Origin of the sequence: Streptococcus infantis (assembly GCF_047463315.1) — a bacterium.
Taxonomy (GTDB): Bacteria; Bacillota; Bacilli; order Lactobacillales; family Streptococcaceae; genus Streptococcus; species Streptococcus infantis_AB.
Genome location: NZ_JASHEB010000001.1, coordinates 1 through 19,170, shown reverse-complemented (window position 1 = coordinate 19,170; position 19,170 = coordinate 1). Strand labels below are relative to the sequence as shown.

Below are 19,170 nucleotides of genomic sequence, written 5' to 3'. Positions count from 1 at the left end.
ACATAATTTTTATTACGAAAAGTTATAATATATTTTGAAAGGTTTCTCTATGAAAAATAATAAGGCAATTTTGGTATATTTGCTAGGAACATTTATCCAATTAGTATCAGTTTGTCTAGTTTTCTTTCTATTGAATCGTTACTCTGTTCAGTCTAATGTATTAACTATTTCAGGAATCATTCTAGGTGGAATTTCTTCAGCTCTTTGGGGAATAATTGTTGCTAATCGATATTTTCATATTCATTTTAAGAAGATTTTAAAAGATTTTTTTAACATTCATACTAGTTATAAACACTATTTATTATCTTTCTTCCTAATTGTATTTGATTTTTCTTTCATATTGTTTGGTGGGAAAATGTTAGAATTTAGCTGGTATCTCCCTTTTTTGATGTTCTTCAAATTTATTTTATTTGGAGGAATAGAAGAGATTGGATGGCGATATGTTTTTCAACCAATTTTACAAGAAAAATTGCCGTATTTCCTCTCAACAATTTTAACCTTTTTTAGTTGGGCTATTTGGCATCTGTTGTACTTTTACATAGATGGTTCTCTGGCAATATTACAATTGACGCCGTTTTTAATTGGATTACTGACAAATTCTTTCATACTATCAGCACTTTATATTAAAACAAACAATCTCTGGATTTGTGTAATGACTCATTCAATTATTAATGTCTTGTCTCAACTAACCATAGATACTAATCAATACGAAACTTACTTGATAAAAATTTTCGTCATCTTAGTTTCGTGCTATATGGTAATGAATAAAAAAGAAGAGTATAGTCGTAACTGATTGTATTAGTAAAATTTCATTTTAATAAAATGAAATATAAAAATCCAAAACCAAATCAAATTTGATTTGGTTTTACTAGCAAAACTAAAATTTTATGTACAATTGACTTAACGTGAGCTAAACTATTGATACAACTGAATTAGAAGCATAAAGTACATTCTTTAAGGAGTGTACTTTATTTTTATTTTGTACATTATTTTGAAGTGTTATTTTGTATATTTTCTAGTTCATAACATCATCTGATTTAAGGAATTGATTTGCACATTTTTTACTCAAGTAACAGCAGAAGAAGTAGTGGTTCAATTGTATATTTTTTGCTACTCATTTAAGGTCTTATTGATAGTAAGATATAGATTTTTACTCGTGGTGCTAGTTAATCTCAAAGTATCTCAGATTATAAGTCAGTACAATTTGCTCCATTCTCAACTGAAGAATATGACGAGCTACTTGAAGCAATCAAAAAATCCCTATAAAGGGATTTTTTTATACCTATAATACCTTGTGCAAAACAGTCGTATATATCAAAATCAGAGTCACGTTACCTACTATTAGACCAAAAGTCGCAAGCAAGGTCTTTGCTGTACCCGGCTTAAAATCTGCACTAATCAAATATGGCCAAAAGCATACCATTGGGAAAATGGCTATTAACACGCATACATAGGTAGGAAAGCTTGTCCAAAGAAAGCGTGTCGTCTCTAACCAGTGCCCCCATGAAGGTATCACTATTTTGCTTATAGTGAAAAGTATGCATATAAGGTGGACCACTAGAAGATAAATAGCATACTTTGTCTTACTTAGTACTTTTTTCTTTTTCATTTTGCCTAATTATCCCTGCAAATTCTTCTATCGCTCTGCTGCAATATTAGAACTAAAATTAAAATTAACTATATCATTATTCGAATCAAGGTCTAAATTCATAAAGTAATGATTCCAAAAGAATTCATTGTTACCTGCGCCCCACTGCACGCCATAATGAGCCAAATATTCATCTCTTGGCTCGCTTGGAGTCAGCCATATTTTTTTCCCAAATACTTTCGTGAACTCGTTTTCGTCAAGCTTCTTTAGCAAATCTATACCATCTATATTATATGAAATTCCATATTTTTTGGCAACAGCTGTGCACTCAGAATCGAAGCAAACCTGCGTAACTACACAGTCCTCCAGCTCCGTATTCTTTCTCTTATCTCCGTAAACACCTATACATCCGAGAACTACATTCTTCTTTACAAGAAGATAGGTAGATCGCGTAACTGCTGAGTCATATGACTTAAAGCCGTTTGGTACACTAACCTCAGTTCCTTGGTATTTAGTATAGCTCCCCGTTGTCAAAAGCTCGTTATAATTAGGATAATCATGTCTACCATTTGACACATAAATGTCAAACCCCTTGTCTATCAAATCCGAAATCTTAGTCTCTGTAAGATGAATTTCAGTTCCGTCAATTCTAAGTGGAGGTGCGTTGTCAGGTAGACCTATAATTATATATACAAACATCAAAAACACGAATACCATAAGCACTGCAACGATACCCATCCAAGATTTCCCGGTTCTCCTTCGTGCATTGAAAAGCGACATTATAGAAGGCGTGATAATAGCAGCACCAATTGGCGCCGCCCCATGACGGAACATGCTCATGACCTTAAAGGCAATTACAGCGCTAATTAGTATTAAAATTATGTGCACTGCATACTCTCCTACGCTTAGCTTACTCGTCCTAGTCTGATTATTTGCTGGGGCATCGTACATTGGAACACCGTTCTCAAAGGTGTTCTTCATTCTAAAACGAAGCCAAAACAATATTCCAATAAACACAATTGCCAAGAAGACTAGCATTCCGATAAAAACTAATTTTTCCATCTGTAACCTTTTCTCTGACCTAATTATCGTCCATCAAAATTCATATCTAGTCTACCACATTTTGAAATTGTTTTACAATATTTACATACTTGTGCACGAATCAATAATGTATACAAGCTTTTTAGAGTATTTATTCTTTACACCTCTTTTTCGCTATGTTAAACTTGTAGTAAGTTTAATACTTGTTTTATTCTAAATGTGCGCATCATTTTAACGCAAAAAACAAATTTAATTTCGTTGTTTCTGTAGTTAACTTTTTTATCGAAGTAATTCAGGAGTCCTATATTCAATATGAAGTTAGGAGACCTTATGGGAAATCCAAAATAGAAAGTAAAAGTCTGATTTAAATTAAGTAAGAGATTAGCTAACTAGTTTAAGTCAAATATAACACGGCCATGATGCATGAGTCGTGTTTTTGTATGAATGTACAATTGAAAAACTTTTAGTTTTCACTTAAATAAAGTACATAATTGAGTATAATTGGCTTAAAAAAATTTTTGGTTATAAAAATTTTTTGGTTACTTTAGAAGTTATTTGAACATTCCTAACTCTCCTCTATAACATCTTTCCGAAAAACTATAATTTTCTTGAAAAAAATATATAGCTATGCTATACTACTAGTATAGAAAGATTTGGAGAAAAACATGAAACGCGAGATCTTATTAGAACGTATCGATAAACTCAAACAAGTCATGCCCTGGTATGTTCTAGAATACTATCAATCGAAACTGGCTGTTCCATACAGTTTTACGACCTTGTACGAATACTTAAAGGAATACGATCGATTTTTCACCTGGGTCTTGGAATCTGGCATATCAGATGCTGACACCATGGCCGATATTCCCTTAGACGTTCTGGAGCACATGACCAAGAAAGACATGGAATCTTTTATTCTTTACTTACGTGAACGTCCTCTGCTCAATGCCAATACGACGAAAAATGGTGTATCTCAAACAACTATTAACCGTACACTTTCTGCACTTTCTAGTCTTTATAAGTATTTGACTGAGGAGGTTGAAAATGAACAAGGTGAACCTTATTTCTATCGCAATGTCATGAAAAAGGTTGCTACCAAGAAAAAGAAAGAAACCTTGGCTGCGCGAGCTGAAAATATCAAGCAAAAGCTCTTTTTAGGGGATGAAACAGAAGGTTTCCTTAACTATATCGACCAGGAATACCCTCAAACACTCTCAAATCGAGCCTTATCGTCCTTTAACAAGAATAAGGAGCGAGATTTAGCCATTATCGCACTTCTTCTTGCATCTGGTGTCCGACTTTCTGAGGCAGTAAACCTGGATCTTCGAGACCTCAATCTCAAAATGATGGTGATTGACGTCACTCGAAAAGGTGGAAAACGAGACTCGGTCAATGTTGCTACCTTTGCTAAACCTTATTTAGAACAATATCTCGCTATTCGAGACAAACGTTATAAGACAGAGAAGACCGATACAGCCCTCTTCTTAACCTTGTATCGAGGTGTTCCAAACCGAATCGATGCTTCTAGCGTAGAAAAAATGGTTGCCAAGTATTCAGAAGACTTTAAAGTCCGCGTAACCCCCCACAAACTGCGCCACACTCTTGCAACCCGTCTCTATGATGCAACCAAATCACAAGTTTTGGTCAGCCACCAGCTAGGACATGCTAGCACACAAGTTACCGACTTGTATACGCATATCGTTAATGACGAACAGAAAAATGCTTTGGATAGTTTATAAAATACATAATATAAATTATGTAATACTTTAGTGTTAGAAAAAGAGCGTAGTATTTTTTATCGAATCTTACGCTCTTAAATTCTTTCTATAAAAATTCGATCCAATAATTACGATGTGGCTCAATAATAACTGGTTTTCCCCAAAATGATTTTAGATAGGCCAAGTTTGCAGGGGTGACCGGTCTTTTTTCATCATTGAATTTCTCTGCACTCTCTTCCGTTAGAAAGCATTTAACAGCTTCATATGGTGTACCATCGCTCGCTATTCGATCAATTCCTAAATAAGCAATTTCATCACCGTCTTTTGGGAAATCTGTAAATAGTTTACCAATAAAATAAACCGTTTTATCTTTCATTAATTCATAAGCCTTACTATTTTCCAGTCTGTTATTCGCTGCAGCGTACATAATACAAAAACTGTCCACAATATCTTTCAAAGGCATTAATTCTTCTTTGCTAACTATAATTTCGTCGGGAGCAAGTCCACCAATGATTAAGCTTTTATAATGAGGTTGCTGGATGACATTATCTAAAGCCATTCCTAATGGTAGTTGGACAGCTTGATAGCCTAATGGTTCTAGCTCTTGCTTTTTCTGGTCAAGGTGTTCTTGTGTAATACTGATATTCAAATCATATGGACTTGAAGGTTGTTGCTTGCTAAAAAAAGCCACTACTATACGATCTAACTGTTCAAATAGACCAAGTTTTTCCACTGGAATTTTCATCATCGAATATGATCCCCTTTTTTGTTCAGATTTCCTCTTTATTCTACTCTCATTATTTTTGAATATCAAGTCTAAGATAAAAGATATCCATGTTAAATGGATATCTTTTATCTTATTCAACAACTGCTTCAGCAATTTCTTCTGCAGTAATTCCTGCGAAGTAACGACCTAAGTTAATGGTATGAAGGGCTTTGAGGACATCTTCACGTTCGTATTTGACACCACGAAGGACATCTTCTACTGCTGCTACATCTTCGATACCGAAAAAATCTCCATAAATCTTGATGTCTTGGATTTTTGATTCAATAACATTCGCGAAGATTTCCACCTTACCGCTAGGGAATTTAGTGCCACGACGGACATTGTATTCAGGGGACTTCCCATAGTTCCAATCCCAGGTACCGAACTTGGTTTCCTTGATACGGTTGATCTCTGCCAATTCTTCATCTGAGAAGATATATTCTGTCATCTCAGGATATTCTTTTTTCATGTATTCCAAGAGTAAATCACGGAATTCTTCAACAGTGATCTTTTCTGGCAACTCATCGATAATATTAGTTACTCGAGCACGGACTGATTTAACCCCTTTTGATTCAAACTTATCTTTAGACACTTTAAGTGCGTTAGCTAGGACTGACAAATCCACGTCAAAGAGAAGACAACCATGGTGCATGATACGGCCATTGATATAGGCTTGTGCATTTCCACAGAATTTCTTACCGTCTATTTCTAAGTCGTTACGGCCTGTAAATTCAGCTTTAACACCAAGTTCAGCCAAAGTATTGATAACTGGAGTAGAGAAGCTCTTGAAGTCAAAGGCCTTGTTTTCATCTTCTTTTGAAATGATGGTATAGTTAAGGTTGTTCAAATCATGGTAAACAGCTCCACCACCACTGATTCGACGGACTACTTCAATTCCATTTTCACGAACATAGTCACGGTTAATTTCTTCGATGGTATTTTGGTGACGACCTACAATGATAGATGGTTTGTTGATCCAAAGAAGGAAGATTTGATCTTCATCAAGAAGATGCTTAAAAGCATACTCCTCTAAAGCAATATTAAAGGCTGTGTCGTTTGAATGATTGATAATGTATTTCATAAGATACCTTCTAATACGATAGAAACTGGAAAATAATTCCAGTCTAGTCTATCTATTTTTATTTTTTCTTAGGTGAATGGATAGCCATTCCAAGAACATCCGCAAACGCTTCGTACATAACTTCAGAGTATGTTGGGTGTCCGTGGATTGTCTTAAGCATTTCTTCAACAGTGATTTCCATTTCGATGATACTTGACGCTTCATTGATCAATTCTGCAGCAGCAGGACCAATGATATGAACACCAAGGATTTCACCATATTTCTTGTCTGCAATGACTTTAACAAATCCTTGAGCAGCATCTGACGCAATTGCACGTCCGTTTGCAGCAAAGTTGAATTTACCGATTTGGACATCATATTTCTCACGAGCTTGTTCTTCAGTCAAACCAACTGCTGCTACTTCTGGAAGTGTGTAGATAGCTGCAGGAGTCAAGTTCAATTTGGCAACAGCGTGGTTTCCTTTAAGGGCATTTTCAGCAGCTACTTCACCCATACGGAAGGCAGCGTGAGCCAACATCTTAGTACCGTTGATATCACCTGGTGCATAAATACCAGGAACAGAAGTTTCCATGTACTCGTTAACCTTGATACGACCACGGTCTAACTCAAACTCAACTTCTCCGATTCCTTCAAGATCTGGAACACGACCGATTGAAAGAAGGGCTTTATTTGCGATGATATCGTCTTTGCCTTCAACCTTGATACGGAGTTTGCCATCTTCTTCAATGATTTCTTGCAGTTTAGTACCTGTCAAGATAGTCATACCTTTACGCTCAAGAATCAAACGGAGGTTCTTAGATACTTCTGCGTCCATTGCAGGGACAATGCGGTCCATCATTTCGATAACAGTAACTTTTGAACCAAATGTCATGAAGGCTTGTCCGAGTTCGATACCGACAACTCCACCACCAATGATCACAAGGCTTTCTGGTACTTCATTCATTTCAAGGATATCGTCACTAGTCATAACAAGTGATGATTCCATTCCAGGAACATTGATTTTGCTTACTTTTGAACCACCAGCAAGGATGATCTTCTTAGTTTCAAGCAATTCAGATCCATTTACCAAGACATTTTTATCTTTAGTAATAGTACCGATACCTTTATGAACATCAACTCCATAGCTACGAAGAAGTCCTGCAACACCACCTACAAGGGTATTGACAACTTTAGATTTTGTTTCTAAAAGTTTGTCCATATCAACTGTGAAATTAGGATTTTCAATTACGATACCACGATTTGCTGCATGACCGATATTTTCGATAATTTCGGCGTTGTGAAGGTAAGTCTTAGTTGGGATACATCCACGGTTCAAACAAGTTCCACCAAGTTCAGATTTCTCAACAAGAGCAACCTTACCACCTAATTGCGCTGCTTTAATGGCAGAAACATAACCAGCAGGCCCACCACCAATAACAACGATATCATAAGCATCATCGCTCTTACCATCTTCGTTCGAAGCACTTGCTGCAGGTGCTGGGCTAGCTTCTGGTACAGTTGCTCCAGCTGTTGGGATATTTTCCCCTTCTTCACCAAGATAACCGATAACTTCAGTAACAGGAACAGTCTCGCCGTCCCCTTTCAGGATAGCGATTAAGTAACCGTCTTCTTCTGCTTCCAATTCCATGCTGACTTTGTCAGTCATGATTTCCAAAAGGATTTCTCCTTCTTTTACAAATTCTCCGACTTTTTTATTCCATTGGACGATTTGTCCTTCTGTCATATCCACGCCGGCTTTTGGCATAATTACTTCTAAGGCCATATCTTACTTCCTTTATCTATATTTCTAAAAATAAATTCTCTAAACCAACATTGAGATTGGGTTTTCAATTAAAGCTTTCAAGTCTTTCATAAACTTAGCACCAGCCATACCATCTACGACACGGTGGTCAATTGTTAAACCAAGACTCATAATTGGACGAATCACGATTTCACCATTTACTACTACAGGTTTCTCAATTGTTGAGCTAACCCCAAGGATTGCTGAGTTCGGTTGGTTAATGATTGGACCGAATGATTGAACACCAAACATTCCCAAGTTACTGATGGTGAAGGTTGAATTTTGCAATTCGCTAGGAGCTAGTTTACCATCCAAAGTACGTCCGATAACATCTTTGAAGGCAACTACCAACTCAGACAAGCTCATTTTTTCAGCATTATAAACAACTGGCGTCATTAAACCGTTATCCATTCCTACAGCCATCGCAAGGTTGACATAGTTGTGAGTGATAATTGTCTTACCATCTTCAGTTAATGACGCATTGATGTATGGGTGTTTCATAAGAGTCTTAACAACCGCAAGTGAAAGCAAGTCTGTAACGGTAATTTTCTTACCAGTTGCTTCCATGATTGGATCAAGGACTTTCTTACGAAGGGCAAGCAATTCAGACATATCGACATCATAGTTAAGCGTGAAGGTTGGTGCAGTCAAGTATGACTCAACCATACGTTGAGCAATAACCTTACGCATTGGTGTCATTGGAATACGTTCGATTTCCCCATAAGGAGTTACGTTATCTGGAACTTCTTCCACTTTTTCAATCTGAGAAGGTGACTTAATCGTATCGTTTTCAATATTTTCCGGAAGGAAAGCTAAAACATCCTTCTTCATAATCTTGCCACGATGACCAGTTCCTTGGATTTCCTGCCATGCAATGTTATGTTCAAGGGCAATTCGTTTTGCAAGTGGTGAAATGCGAACCACATTAGTGTCTTTAAATGTTTCCACGTCTTCTTTGTGGACACGACCGTTTGCGCCTGAGCCAGAAATATCGTAGAGATTAATTCCTAAATCATCTGCTAATTTTCTAGCTGCAGGAGTCGCTCTTAGCTTATCATCAGCCATGACCTCTCCTATTCTATTATAAGATACTAAGGGCGTCAAAAGTCTCAGTGAAAATAGGAAACTTGACAAAGAAACTTTAGTTTCTAGGAAAGTTTATCTTTTTCACACAGACTTTAGCCCGAGTTCAATTATATGATGCAAAGGGCGTTTAAAAGCGACCGAAAAATAGGAAATCAACGTAGACTTCGATGAAGTCAAGGAGATTTATCTTTTTTCCGAGCTTTTAGCCCGTGCTCTAATCTAAGATATCAAGGACGTAGAGAACTTTGCATCTATTAGATACAAAGCTTCTCGTCTGATTAATTTGTTTACATAATTTATTTTATGTATTATTGTTTGTTGTGAGTTTTACGGATTGAATCTTTGATGCTTTCAACTGTTGGAATCATTGCATTTTCAAGATTTTGTGCATAAGGCATTGGTACATCCTCCCCTGCACAACGGCGAATAGGTGCATCTAAATAATCGAATGCTTCTGATTCTGAGATAATAGCTGAAATTTCACCGATAAAACCACTTGTCTTGTGGGCATCGTTGACAAGAACTACTTTTCCAGTTTTCTTAACTGAGTTAATGATGATGTCTTTGTCAAGTGGAACCAAAGTACGTGGGTCTACTACTTCTACTGAGATGCCTTCTTCAGCTAATTCTTCAGCTGCTTGCATGACACGACGAAGCATTTTACCGTATGTTACTACCGTTACATCAGTTCCTTCGCGTTTAATTTCACCAACACCAAGCGGAATTGTATAGTCAGGATCTACTGGTACTTCACCTTTTTGGTTAAATTCTGATTTGTATTCAAGAATGATAACAGGGTTGTTATCACGGATAGAAGACTTGAGAAGTCCTTTCATATCAGCTGGTGTACCTGGAGCTACAACCTTCAATCCTGGGATATGAGTAAACCATGATTCCAATGATTGTGAGTGTTGTGCTGCAGAACCTACTCCGTTTCCAGCGGCACAGCGGATTGTAATTGGTACTTGACCTTTACCACCAAACATGTAACGAGTTTTAGCTGCTTGGTTGACGATATTATCCATGGCAATAACAGAAAAGTCCATGAAAGTCATGTCGACGATTGGACGAAGTCCAGTCATAGCAGCACCAGCAGCCGCTCCGGAAATAGCTGCTTCGGAAATCGGACAGTCTCGAACACGTTCTGGTCCAAATTCTTCAAGCATGCCTACAGATGTACCAAAGTCTCCACCAAAGACACCGACATCTTCACCCATCAAGAGTACATTTTCGTCACGACGCATTTCCTCAGACATTGCAAGGATAATGGTATCGCGGAAAGACATTAATTTTGTTTCCATATTTCTCTACTTCTCCTTAGTCTGCGTAAATATCTTCAAAAGCTGATTCTAGTGGAGGGAATGGACTTTCTTCTGCAAACTTAACAGATGCTTCCACTGCTTCCTTGACTTGAGCCTGAATTTCTTCGAGTTCTTCTGCACTAGCAATATTATTTTCAACAAGGTACTTGCGAAGGTTTTCGATTGGATCTTTTTCTTTCCACTCATCGACTTCTTCACGTGTACGATATTTACCAGGGTCTGATGATGAGTGACCAAGCCAACGGTAAGTTACACTTTCAATCAAGACAGGACCTTTACCAGAACGAACATGGTCAACTGCTTTCTTAAATCCTTCGTAGACATCGATAACATTGTTACCGTCTTCGATAAACATTCCAGGAATACCGTAAGCAGCACTACGCTCATGGATATGCTTGACATTTGTCATTTTCTTAATATCAGCAGAGATTCCATAACCGTTATTGATACAGTAGAAAATTACTGGAAGATTCCAAATTGAAGCCATATTAACAGCTTCGTGGAATACACCTTCATTCGTCGCTCCATCACCAAAGAAGCAGACAACGATTTTGCCAGTGTTTTTCATTTGTTGAGTAAGGGCAGCCCCTACTGCAATCCCCATACCACCACCAACAATACCGTTAGCACCAAGGTTACCTGCATCTAGGTCGGCGATGTGCATTGATCCACCTTTACCTTTACAAGTCCCTGTATATTTACCAAGGATTTCAGCCATCATTCCATTGAGGTCAATACCTTTAGCAATGGCTTGACCGTGACCACGGTGGTTTGATGTGATAAGGTCATCTTCATTAAGAGCTAACATAGCCCCAACGTTAGCAGCCTCCTCACCAACAGAAAAGTGCGTCATTCCTGGCACTTTCCCTTTTTTTACTAATTGAGCAATCTTCAAGTCCATGCGACGGATTTCTTCCATCTTTCGGAACATTTCAAGCAGAAGATTTTTATCTAGAGTTGACATAATCTTGCCTTTCTAAGTTTAATTTCTTATAGTTCTATTCTAACTTATAGGTTAATGAGAGTCAAAGAATATGCTTGCTATTTTTTCACAATATAAAAAAAGAAAAGTCAATGAAATCAAGACTTTTCTTAACGTAAGATGACTATTTCACAAAGTGATTTTTCAAGGATATTGTCATCAAATTATTTGAATCTTTTCATAATAACTTGTAAACGCCACTGATAGAGTAATCCACTAACAACTAAACTTACGATAAGACCTATCCAATATGAATAAGCGTCGAGATTTGTTGAATAATCTAGAAAAACACCAAGAGGTATAGCAACTCCCCAGTATCCAAGAAGACCGAGATAGAAAGGTATGACAGTATCTTTGTAGCCTCTTAAAATCCCTTGTAATGGTGCTGCAAATGTATCAGCTAACTGGAAAAATAAGCTATAGGTCATAAAACTAGCAGTTAGTTGAACGAACTCTGGATCATGACCATAGAGACTGGCAACATTTTCTCTAAAAACATACAGAAAAGAAAGTGTTAAAATTGCGAATGCCATAGCTGATAGTCGTCCAATTTTTATGTATTTCTTAGCATCCTCTAGACGTTTAGCACCAACTTCGTAAGAAACAACAATAGCCATTGCTGTTGAAATACTCATAGGAAAAGCGTACATGAGGGATGAAAAGTTCATGGCAGACTGATGACTAGCTATTATCAATGATGAAAACTTCGCCATAATCAAGCCGACAGCTGAAAAAATAGCAACTTCTGCAAATACAGTTCCACCAATAGGTAACCCCAGTTTTATCGCTTCTTTTATTTTATTCCTGTCTAAAGGTAGTCGGTTTTCTAAATGTAGTTCTTTTAATTTTTCTTGTTTAAGAAGGACTAGTATAGATATACCCAACAAGGCCCAATAAGCCATAGAGGTCCCAAGTCCCGCTCCAGCTCCCCCCAACTCAGGAAAACCAAAGGCACCATAAATCAATAAATAGTTAAAACCACTATTGAGAGGGAGTAATAAAAGCATCAAATACATGGACAACCTTGTTAACCCAAGCGCATCCAGTAACGAACGAATAACACTAAAGAGTAGGAGAGGAATAATCCCTATTGCTAAAAACCATAGATAACGAACTGCTATATTTGCTACCGCCGCTTCTAATCCCATATTATTAAGAACTAGAGGAGCAACCAGAAAAACCAAAACAAATAGAAAAATGGATAAGCCAAGCGAAAGATAAAGAAATTGATAAAAATCAGAAGCCACTTCATTTTTCTTTCCTCGACCCAAATGATGTCCAACTATAGGAACCAAGGCTGAGACAATACCAGTTAGAAAGGTGAAAAAGGGATTCCATAGACTTGTCGCCATTGATACCCCAGCCAAATCTATAGTATTATACTGGCCAGTCATTGTCGTATCAACAAAAGAAGCCGAATAATTTGCGAATTGATAAACCAAAATAGGGAAGAAAATCTTAAGAAATAAAATGAACTTGTCTTTAAAATGATGGGTTGGGTACATATCGTCTCTCTCTAATTAATGATTCGAAAGAGCAGATTTCACCTAGTTCTTATAGACAATCTGTCCATTACAGATGGTGTATTTGACCAGCCCTTTCAAAGATTCGCCGATAAATGGTGAATTCGCTGCTTTAGAAGCAAAATGCGTGTCTACGATTCGATCCGCTTTATCATCAAAAATTGTAATATCAGCCGGACCGTTTTCTGATAGATAACCTGCTTCAAAGTTATAAAGTTTCGCTGGGTTGTAGGACATTTTTTCTACTAATTCCATCAAGCTCAGCTCACCAGCTTCGACTAAGTAAGTTAAACCTAGTGACAAAGAAGTTTCCAAACCTGTCATACCTGATGGCGCTTTGGTAATATCCTCAACATTTTTCTCGTCAGCATGGTGAGGCGCGTGGTCTGTAGCAATGACAGAAATAACTCCAGATTTTAAACCTTCAATTACTGCACGACGGTCAGATTCCAGACGTAGAGGTGGATTCATCTTTGCGTTGCTTCCTTTAGTCAAGAGAAGAGCTTCAGTCTTCGAAAAATGCTGTGGAGCTACTTCTGCTGTTACGTTGGCTCCTAAGCCTTGAGCAAACTCCACAACCTTGACACTTTCTTCCTTAGATAAATGCTGAATATGAACATGAGCCTTGGTTGCATAGGCGATCATGACATCACGTGCAATCATTGCATACTCTGCAACCCCTGTAGCACCGCAAATATGGAAGTGTTCTTTAGCAATATTTTCATTAAAACCAAGCGTACCATTAAGACCAGGATCTTCTTCGTGCAAGCTGATAAAAGTGTTGAGTTTTTTAGCCTCTTCCATAGCTTCTTTAACTACTTTACTACTTTCAAGAGGAATACCATCATCAGAAAAACCAACTGCCCCTGCTTCTAAAAGCGCCTTAAAGTCAGTCAAGTCTTGGCCATTAAAGTTCTTGGTAATCGTTGCTACAGACTTAACATTAATTTTTTCCTTAGCGGTAGACTGAAGAACTTCCTGCAAAGTCTCAACATCTGAAATGGTTGGATTGGTATTAGCCATCATGACAACTGTCGTAAAACCACCAGCTGCTGCTGCCAGTGCACCTGTATGAATGTCTTCTTTATGAGTTTGACCAGGTTCGCGGAAATGAACATGGATATCCACTAAACCGGGTGCAACTACAAGACCAGTAGCATCTATTACTTGAGCGCCTTCTTCCTGGATTTCAGGAGCAATTTGAACAATTTTACCGTCTTCAACCAAAACATCACACACTCGATCCAAACCAGACTTAGGATCCATTACACGACCATTTTTAATTAGTAACATCTGCTTTCTCCTTTATTCGTAGAAATCCACTTGGGTATCCAATAACTTATCACCATCATAAACAAACTTGGCTGAAAAGAATGGTTTATCTTCTAAAAGCCACTCTACGAAGGTGTGGTCTCCTTCCCAGGTTGGTTTGCTTAAAACCTCGTCATAAGGAACCCATTCTAAAGTCCCTTCATTACAATCAATCAAATCACCTTCAAATTCTGTCACCTTGAAGACGTAGGTGTACCAGTCCAAGTCTGGTGTAAACTCTGGAAAGGTGATAACTCCCTTTAGAACGGGTTTTGCTTTTAATCCTGTTTCTTCTAAAATCTCACGAGTTGCACATTCTTGTGGAGTTTCTCCGCGCTCAATCTTTCCACCAACACCAATCCATTTACCTTCATGGACGTCATTTGGCTTTTTATTGCGATGAAGCATGAGCAGTTCTTTTCCGTTATCAATGTAACAAATCGTAGCTAACTGAGGCATATTTTCTCCTTATCTAAGCCAATCTATTGGCTCTTGTCCACTTTCTTTTAAGAATGTATTGGCCTTAGAAAAAGGCTTAGAACCCCAAAATCCTCTATAAACGGAGAGAGGACTTGGATGGGCAGATTCGATAATCAGATGATGAGGATTTGTAACCAAGGACTTCTTCTTACGTGCATAAGCACCCCAGAGAACAAAAACTACTGGTCTATCTAAATTATTGACAACCTTAATCACTGCATCCGTGAAAGGTTCCCATATTTGACCAGCATGACCATTGGCCTTCCCAGCAGGAACGGTCAAGCAAGCATTGAGAAGTAAAACTCCTTGCTCCGCCCAAGAAGTCAAATCATGGGATGCTTTAACTCCAATATCATCAGCAAGTTCTTTTAGAATATTTTGCAAAGAAGGAGGTGCTGGAATAGAATCTGGAACTGAAAAACTCAAGCCCTGCGCCTGACCTGGTCCATGATAAGGATCTTGACCAAGGATAACCACCTTTACCTCTTCTAGAGGAGTGGTCAAAAGTGCCTGAAAAACCTTTTCTTTAGGAGGATATACAGTTCCTTGAGCATAAACCTGCTCTATAAAGTGATTGATTTTCCCCAAATAACCCTCAGGTAATTGCTCTTTAATCAAAGCATGCCAAGATGAGTGTTGCATCTTTCTCTCCTTTATAGTATCCATCTAAAAGCACGTCTTAATTCATCCGTACCGTTTTTAAAAAAGCATAAACCATGTGCAAGTATGATTTTATCCGGTTTCCAGTTTAACATACGGGAAAAGGAAACCCTTGCTTCCCTTTGTCTTCCTAAAAAAGTCATCCGATAATCGATAGGAGTTTGACCATCAGGGGATGTTACACGAGCTAAACGATAGAATCTTCTTCGGATTGGACTAGCTATCTTTTCCGGTTCAAAGTTCTCTATGAGGTCTGTTACAATTAGTGTTTTAGTTGATTTATGAAAAAACACCACCTCTTCAATGACTGAACTTCCCTTAAAAATGAGTTGATCAATCTCATCAGACCATAAGTCAGGAGCCTTATCTGTTAAGGGAGCATCAAATACAACCTTGACTTTCTGACTTTTCGCTCTCTCTTCTACTCCTGGACTAGACAATGCTTGCGCATGAGGATATCTTTGTTTCCAATCTGCAATATAGGAGTAGTGAATTTTATTTGGTGAAATCAGGTAAGCGACACTACCTAAATCATCAAGTTCGGTAAAAAGTTCCTCATTTGGCGCAATAGGAGAATGAATCCAGAGTTTGCCGTCATTTAACTTAACAACCGTCATACGTGTCTGAAAAGGAAGTTTGAAGACCTTCATATCCATTTGTATCAAATCACCGTCTACTATCCAGATATTTTGATCAACTTCCTTTAGTGTATACAATGGTTCATAAAGAGAAAGTTCTGCCCTTAACATCGTTAACTATTCCTTCGTTTTTACTGCCTCTATTATAGCAAAAAGTGGCTATCTAAACCACTTTTTACAGTTTATCTAAGATTTCTAGCAGAGCCTGATAAGAATCAACTTCATAAGTCGGCTTTGCTAGCGTCTTATTTTCCAGATGATGAGGATTGTACCAGATGGTATCAATGCCAGCATTATTTCCACCCTGAATATCAGCTGACAAAGAATCACCAATCATAAGGGCATGATTTTTATTAAAGTTAGGAATTCGAGCTCCAATTTTCTCATAAAATGCTGCATCTGGTTTTTGGGTATGGAGCTGTTCTGATATAAAAATTTCCTTGAAATATGGTGAAATACCAGATTGTTCCAAACGACCTGTCTGAATAAAGGTAATTCCATTTGTCGCAGCATAGAGTTCATATCCCTGATGTATCAAATTTTTTAATAAATCTTCCACACCTGGGAAAGTCTGTCCCTGTTTAGACAGGAAAAACTGGTAACGCTCTGCTAAGTAGGAACCATCATTTTCAATGCCAAAGTGAGCAAACAATTTTTCAAAACGAGTATTAACCAGCTCTACCTTTGAGATTTTTTTCTGCTCCAAATCCTTCCAAAGTGCTTTGTTCATAGGTACATAATAATCTTTGTAAGCTTGGATATCCTCTACTCCTTCTTCATTTAGGAGTTGCGATAAGGCAACATCCTCAGCAGCATCAAAATCAAGTAAGGTATGGTCGAGGTCGAAAAGCAAAAATTTATAAGTCATCTATTCATCGTCCTGTATTCGATAGTCTTTATATACTTCAAAGTATAGCACAAACAAATAGAATAATAAATCCTAACACGATTGATTTTCCAATAACTAATTTAAAAATATAATAAATAATAAAATTTAATATAAAATTTCTAGTATTCAAAAATAGATAATTCTTAGATTTTTGTTAATTGTTCAAATGTTTTTTTTAGATAAAACACTAAAAATTCAAATCTGATAAAACAAAGAATGTAAGCGTTTTTATATTATTTTAATTCTTAAGAAACAGATAAATTCTAAATTTTTGTAATTTTTTTAATTTATAGTAAATTCAACATATATATTATTGATGTACACATTATAATGTGATATAATTCACCTATAGGATAGTTTTAGTAAAAGACTAGGAGGAGGACAGCAATAAGGGTGTCTATAAAATCATCCTATATATAATAATTTACTTAGGGAGTATTACTTAAAGTGCAATATTTTTTTGTATCTTAAGAATACCAATCTTACAAAAGGGAAGGAAAATAATGAAGAACAAAAAGAAATTGGGAATCTTTTCTTTTATTATTTGCTTATTGACAACTGTCTTTGTATTTAGTTTGAATAAGACATTTGCTGAAACCCCTGAAGTTTCAGCATCTGGAAAAATTGTAGATACAATCACAAATGTTAAGGTATCAAATAATGAAGGTGGAGATCTAACTTGGGATTTAGCGCAATGGGCTACATTCCGTCTTAATGCAGATTTTAAATTAGGAAAAGATGTTAAGGCAGGAGACCAAACGATAATTACGGTGCCTGATGCTATAATCATTAACTCTGATAATATTGAAATCAAGGATATCAATACAAATGAGGTGATTGCAAATGCAAAACTAAGTGCTGATAACAAGTCCATTACTTTAACTTATACGGATTATGCTGAAAAACACTCAGATACTGAAGGATCTTTCTTCTTCTATGCTCGTGTCGATTTCAAAAAACACCCTCAACAAGGAGAAATCCCAGTTGAAATTACGATAAACAAAGAAACAAAACCTGCTGGTAAGGTTACATTTAAAGGTATCGGTGATGGTGATCCAAAACTTTTATCAAAGACTAGTTGGGTTAATGAAGGTGATAAAAGAGAGGTCCAATACACTATTTCAGTTAATCGTACAAAAGAGAATATTCAAGGTGTAACGATTGAGGACCACTTGAAATTTACAAATGCTAGCTATGTAAAAGATAGTATTAAAGTTATCAAAGGTAAATTTGCATTCGTAGATGGAGAATGGCAATTCTCTGACCGTGTTGATGTAACTGACCAACACAAGATTACAGTTAGTGAAGATGGACAATCTTTTGTTGTCGAATTAGGGGACATGACAGAAGAAGACCAATATCGTATTTCTTATAACGTACGTTTAAATTATGAACCCGTTGATGGCGAATTATTGAAGAATGACGCTACATTAAAAGGTAAAGGTGTTGTTGTTAAAGAAGTAACCAATGCTGCTTTAGTTCAAATTGCTGGTGGTGCTGGTCTTGGTTATGTTTACTCAATCAATATCCAAAAAGTTGATAATGAGAATCAACCGCTTAAAGGTGCTAAATTTAAAGTAGTACGTGAAGCCAACAATCAAGTGATCGGTGAATACGAAACAGATGAAAATGGTAAAATTACTGTTAATGCATTATTAAAAGATAAATATATCTTGACAGAAACAGAAGCACCATCCGGTTATGTCATCAAAGTAGCAGATACAGAAGTTAATGTTGACGATTTTGGAGCTGATCGTTCAGCAACTAAAACAATCGTAAATCCAAAAGAAGAAACAACAACAACAACAACTACTACTACAACTACTACTACAACTACAACTACTACAACAACTGAAGAGCCTACAACTACTTCAACTACAACAACTACAACTGAAGAGCCTACAACTACTTCAACTACTACAACTGAAGAGCCTACAACTACTTCAACTACTACAACTGAAGAGCCTACAACTACTTCAACTACTTCAACTACAACAACTACTGAAGAGCCTACAACTACTTCAACTACAACAACTACTGAAGAGCCTACAACTACTTCAACTACAACAACTACTGAAGAGCCTAAGACTACTTCAAGCACAACAACTACAACTGAAGAGCCTAAGACTACTTCAAGCACAACAACTACAACCGAAGAGCCTAAGACTACTTCAAGCACAACAACTACAACTGAAGAGCCTAAGACTACTTCAAGCACAACAACTACAACTGAAGAGCCTAAGACTACTTCAAGCACAACAACTACAACCGAAGAGCCTAAGACTACTTCAAGCACAACAACTACAAC

The 19,170-nt window shown here is 37.0% G+C and carries 16 protein-coding genes; 3 read left to right on the top strand and 13 right to left on the bottom strand.

Going from position 1 to position 19,170, the window contains the following annotated elements; genetic code table 11:
- Window positions 1–49 precede the first annotated feature (49 nt).
- On the top strand, window positions 50–793 hold the full coding sequence (locus tag QM857_RS00080; RefSeq protein WP_414274641.1) for a CPBP family intramembrane glutamic endopeptidase: 744 nt from the start codon (window positions 50–52) through the stop codon (window positions 791–793).
- An 843-nt stretch (window positions 794–1,636) separates the two neighbouring features.
- On the opposite strand, the gene QM857_RS00075 is transcribed toward QM857_RS00080, so the two are convergent.
- Complete coding sequence (locus tag QM857_RS00075) at window positions 1,637–2,650, bottom strand: hypothetical protein (RefSeq protein WP_414274640.1); 1,014 nt, start codon at window positions 2,648–2,650, stop codon at window positions 1,637–1,639.
- Window positions 2,651–3,294: 644 nt separating this feature from the next.
- On the opposite strand from QM857_RS00075, the gene xerS reads away from it, so the two are divergent.
- Window positions 3,295–4,365: a tyrosine recombinase XerS gene (gene xerS / locus QM857_RS00070; protein WP_414274639.1), complete on the top strand. Its 1,071-nt coding sequence runs from the start codon at window positions 3,295–3,297 to the stop codon at window positions 4,363–4,365.
- A gap of 85 nt (window positions 4,366–4,450) precedes the next feature.
- Here xerS and QM857_RS00065 read toward each other — a convergent pair whose 3' ends face one another.
- From QM857_RS00065 to QM857_RS00010, 12 genes are all read right to left on the bottom strand, one after another.
- Window positions 4,451–5,092 (bottom strand): hypothetical protein, encoded by a 642-nt coding sequence (locus QM857_RS00065; protein WP_414274638.1) that lies wholly within the window; start codon window positions 5,090–5,092, stop codon window positions 4,451–4,453.
- 109 nt (window positions 5,093–5,201) lie between these two features.
- Window positions 5,202–6,191: a lipoate--protein ligase gene (locus QM857_RS00060; RefSeq protein ID WP_223140956.1), complete on the bottom strand. Its 990-nt coding sequence runs from the start codon at window positions 6,189–6,191 to the stop codon at window positions 5,202–5,204.
- Window positions 6,192–6,249: 58 nt separating this feature from the next.
- Complete coding sequence (gene lpdA, locus QM857_RS00055) at window positions 6,250–7,953, bottom strand: dihydrolipoyl dehydrogenase (protein WP_414274637.1); 1,704 nt, start codon at window positions 7,951–7,953, stop codon at window positions 6,250–6,252.
- 39 nt (window positions 7,954–7,992) lie between these two features.
- Window positions 7,993–9,036 carry a dihydrolipoamide acetyltransferase gene (locus QM857_RS00050; RefSeq protein ID WP_006148534.1) on the bottom strand — a complete coding sequence of 348 codons (1,044 nt, stop codon included), beginning with the start codon at window positions 9,034–9,036 and terminating at the stop codon, window positions 7,993–7,995.
- Window positions 9,037–9,365: 329 nt separating this feature from the next.
- Window positions 9,366–10,358: an alpha-ketoacid dehydrogenase subunit beta gene (locus QM857_RS00045; protein ID WP_414259078.1), complete on the bottom strand. Its 993-nt coding sequence runs from the start codon at window positions 10,356–10,358 to the stop codon at window positions 9,366–9,368.
- Window positions 10,359–10,374: 16 nt separating this feature from the next.
- The gene (locus tag QM857_RS00040) at window positions 10,375–11,343 is read right to left on the bottom strand and encodes a thiamine pyrophosphate-dependent dehydrogenase E1 component subunit alpha (RefSeq protein ID WP_414257507.1); all 969 of its coding nucleotides are present in this window, start codon (window positions 11,341–11,343) and stop codon (window positions 10,375–10,377) included.
- Window positions 11,344–11,525: 182 nt separating this feature from the next.
- On the bottom strand, window positions 11,526–12,866 hold the full coding sequence (locus tag QM857_RS00035; RefSeq protein WP_414274636.1) for an MATE family efflux transporter: 1,341 nt from the start codon (window positions 12,864–12,866) through the stop codon (window positions 11,526–11,528).
- Between the two features lie 42 nt (window positions 12,867–12,908).
- Complete coding sequence (locus tag QM857_RS00030) at window positions 12,909–14,177, bottom strand: dihydroorotase (protein WP_414274635.1); 1,269 nt, start codon at window positions 14,175–14,177, stop codon at window positions 12,909–12,911.
- Between the two features lie 12 nt (window positions 14,178–14,189).
- A complete protein-coding gene (locus tag QM857_RS00025; protein ID WP_414274634.1) occupies window positions 14,190–14,654 on the bottom strand; it encodes an NUDIX hydrolase in 465 nt (154 codons plus the stop codon).
- A 9-nt stretch (window positions 14,655–14,663) separates the two neighbouring features.
- The gene (locus QM857_RS00020; RefSeq protein WP_414274633.1) at window positions 14,664–15,317 is read right to left on the bottom strand and encodes a uracil-DNA glycosylase; all 654 of its coding nucleotides are present in this window, start codon (window positions 15,315–15,317) and stop codon (window positions 14,664–14,666) included.
- Window positions 15,318–15,328: 11 nt separating this feature from the next.
- Complete coding sequence (locus tag QM857_RS00015; protein WP_414274632.1) at window positions 15,329–16,084, bottom strand: DUF4336 domain-containing protein; 756 nt, start codon at window positions 16,082–16,084, stop codon at window positions 15,329–15,331.
- A 64-nt stretch (window positions 16,085–16,148) separates the two neighbouring features.
- Entirely contained in the window at window positions 16,149–16,841 is a 693-nt protein-coding gene (locus tag QM857_RS00010; protein WP_414274631.1) for a YjjG family noncanonical pyrimidine nucleotidase, read from the bottom strand.
- Window positions 16,842–17,365: 524 nt separating this feature from the next.
- On the opposite strand from QM857_RS00010, the gene QM857_RS00005 reads away from it, so the two are divergent.
- Window positions 17,366–19,170: Ig-like domain-containing protein (locus QM857_RS00005; protein WP_414274630.1), on the top strand; the 1,805-nt coding region annotated here is incomplete at its 3' end.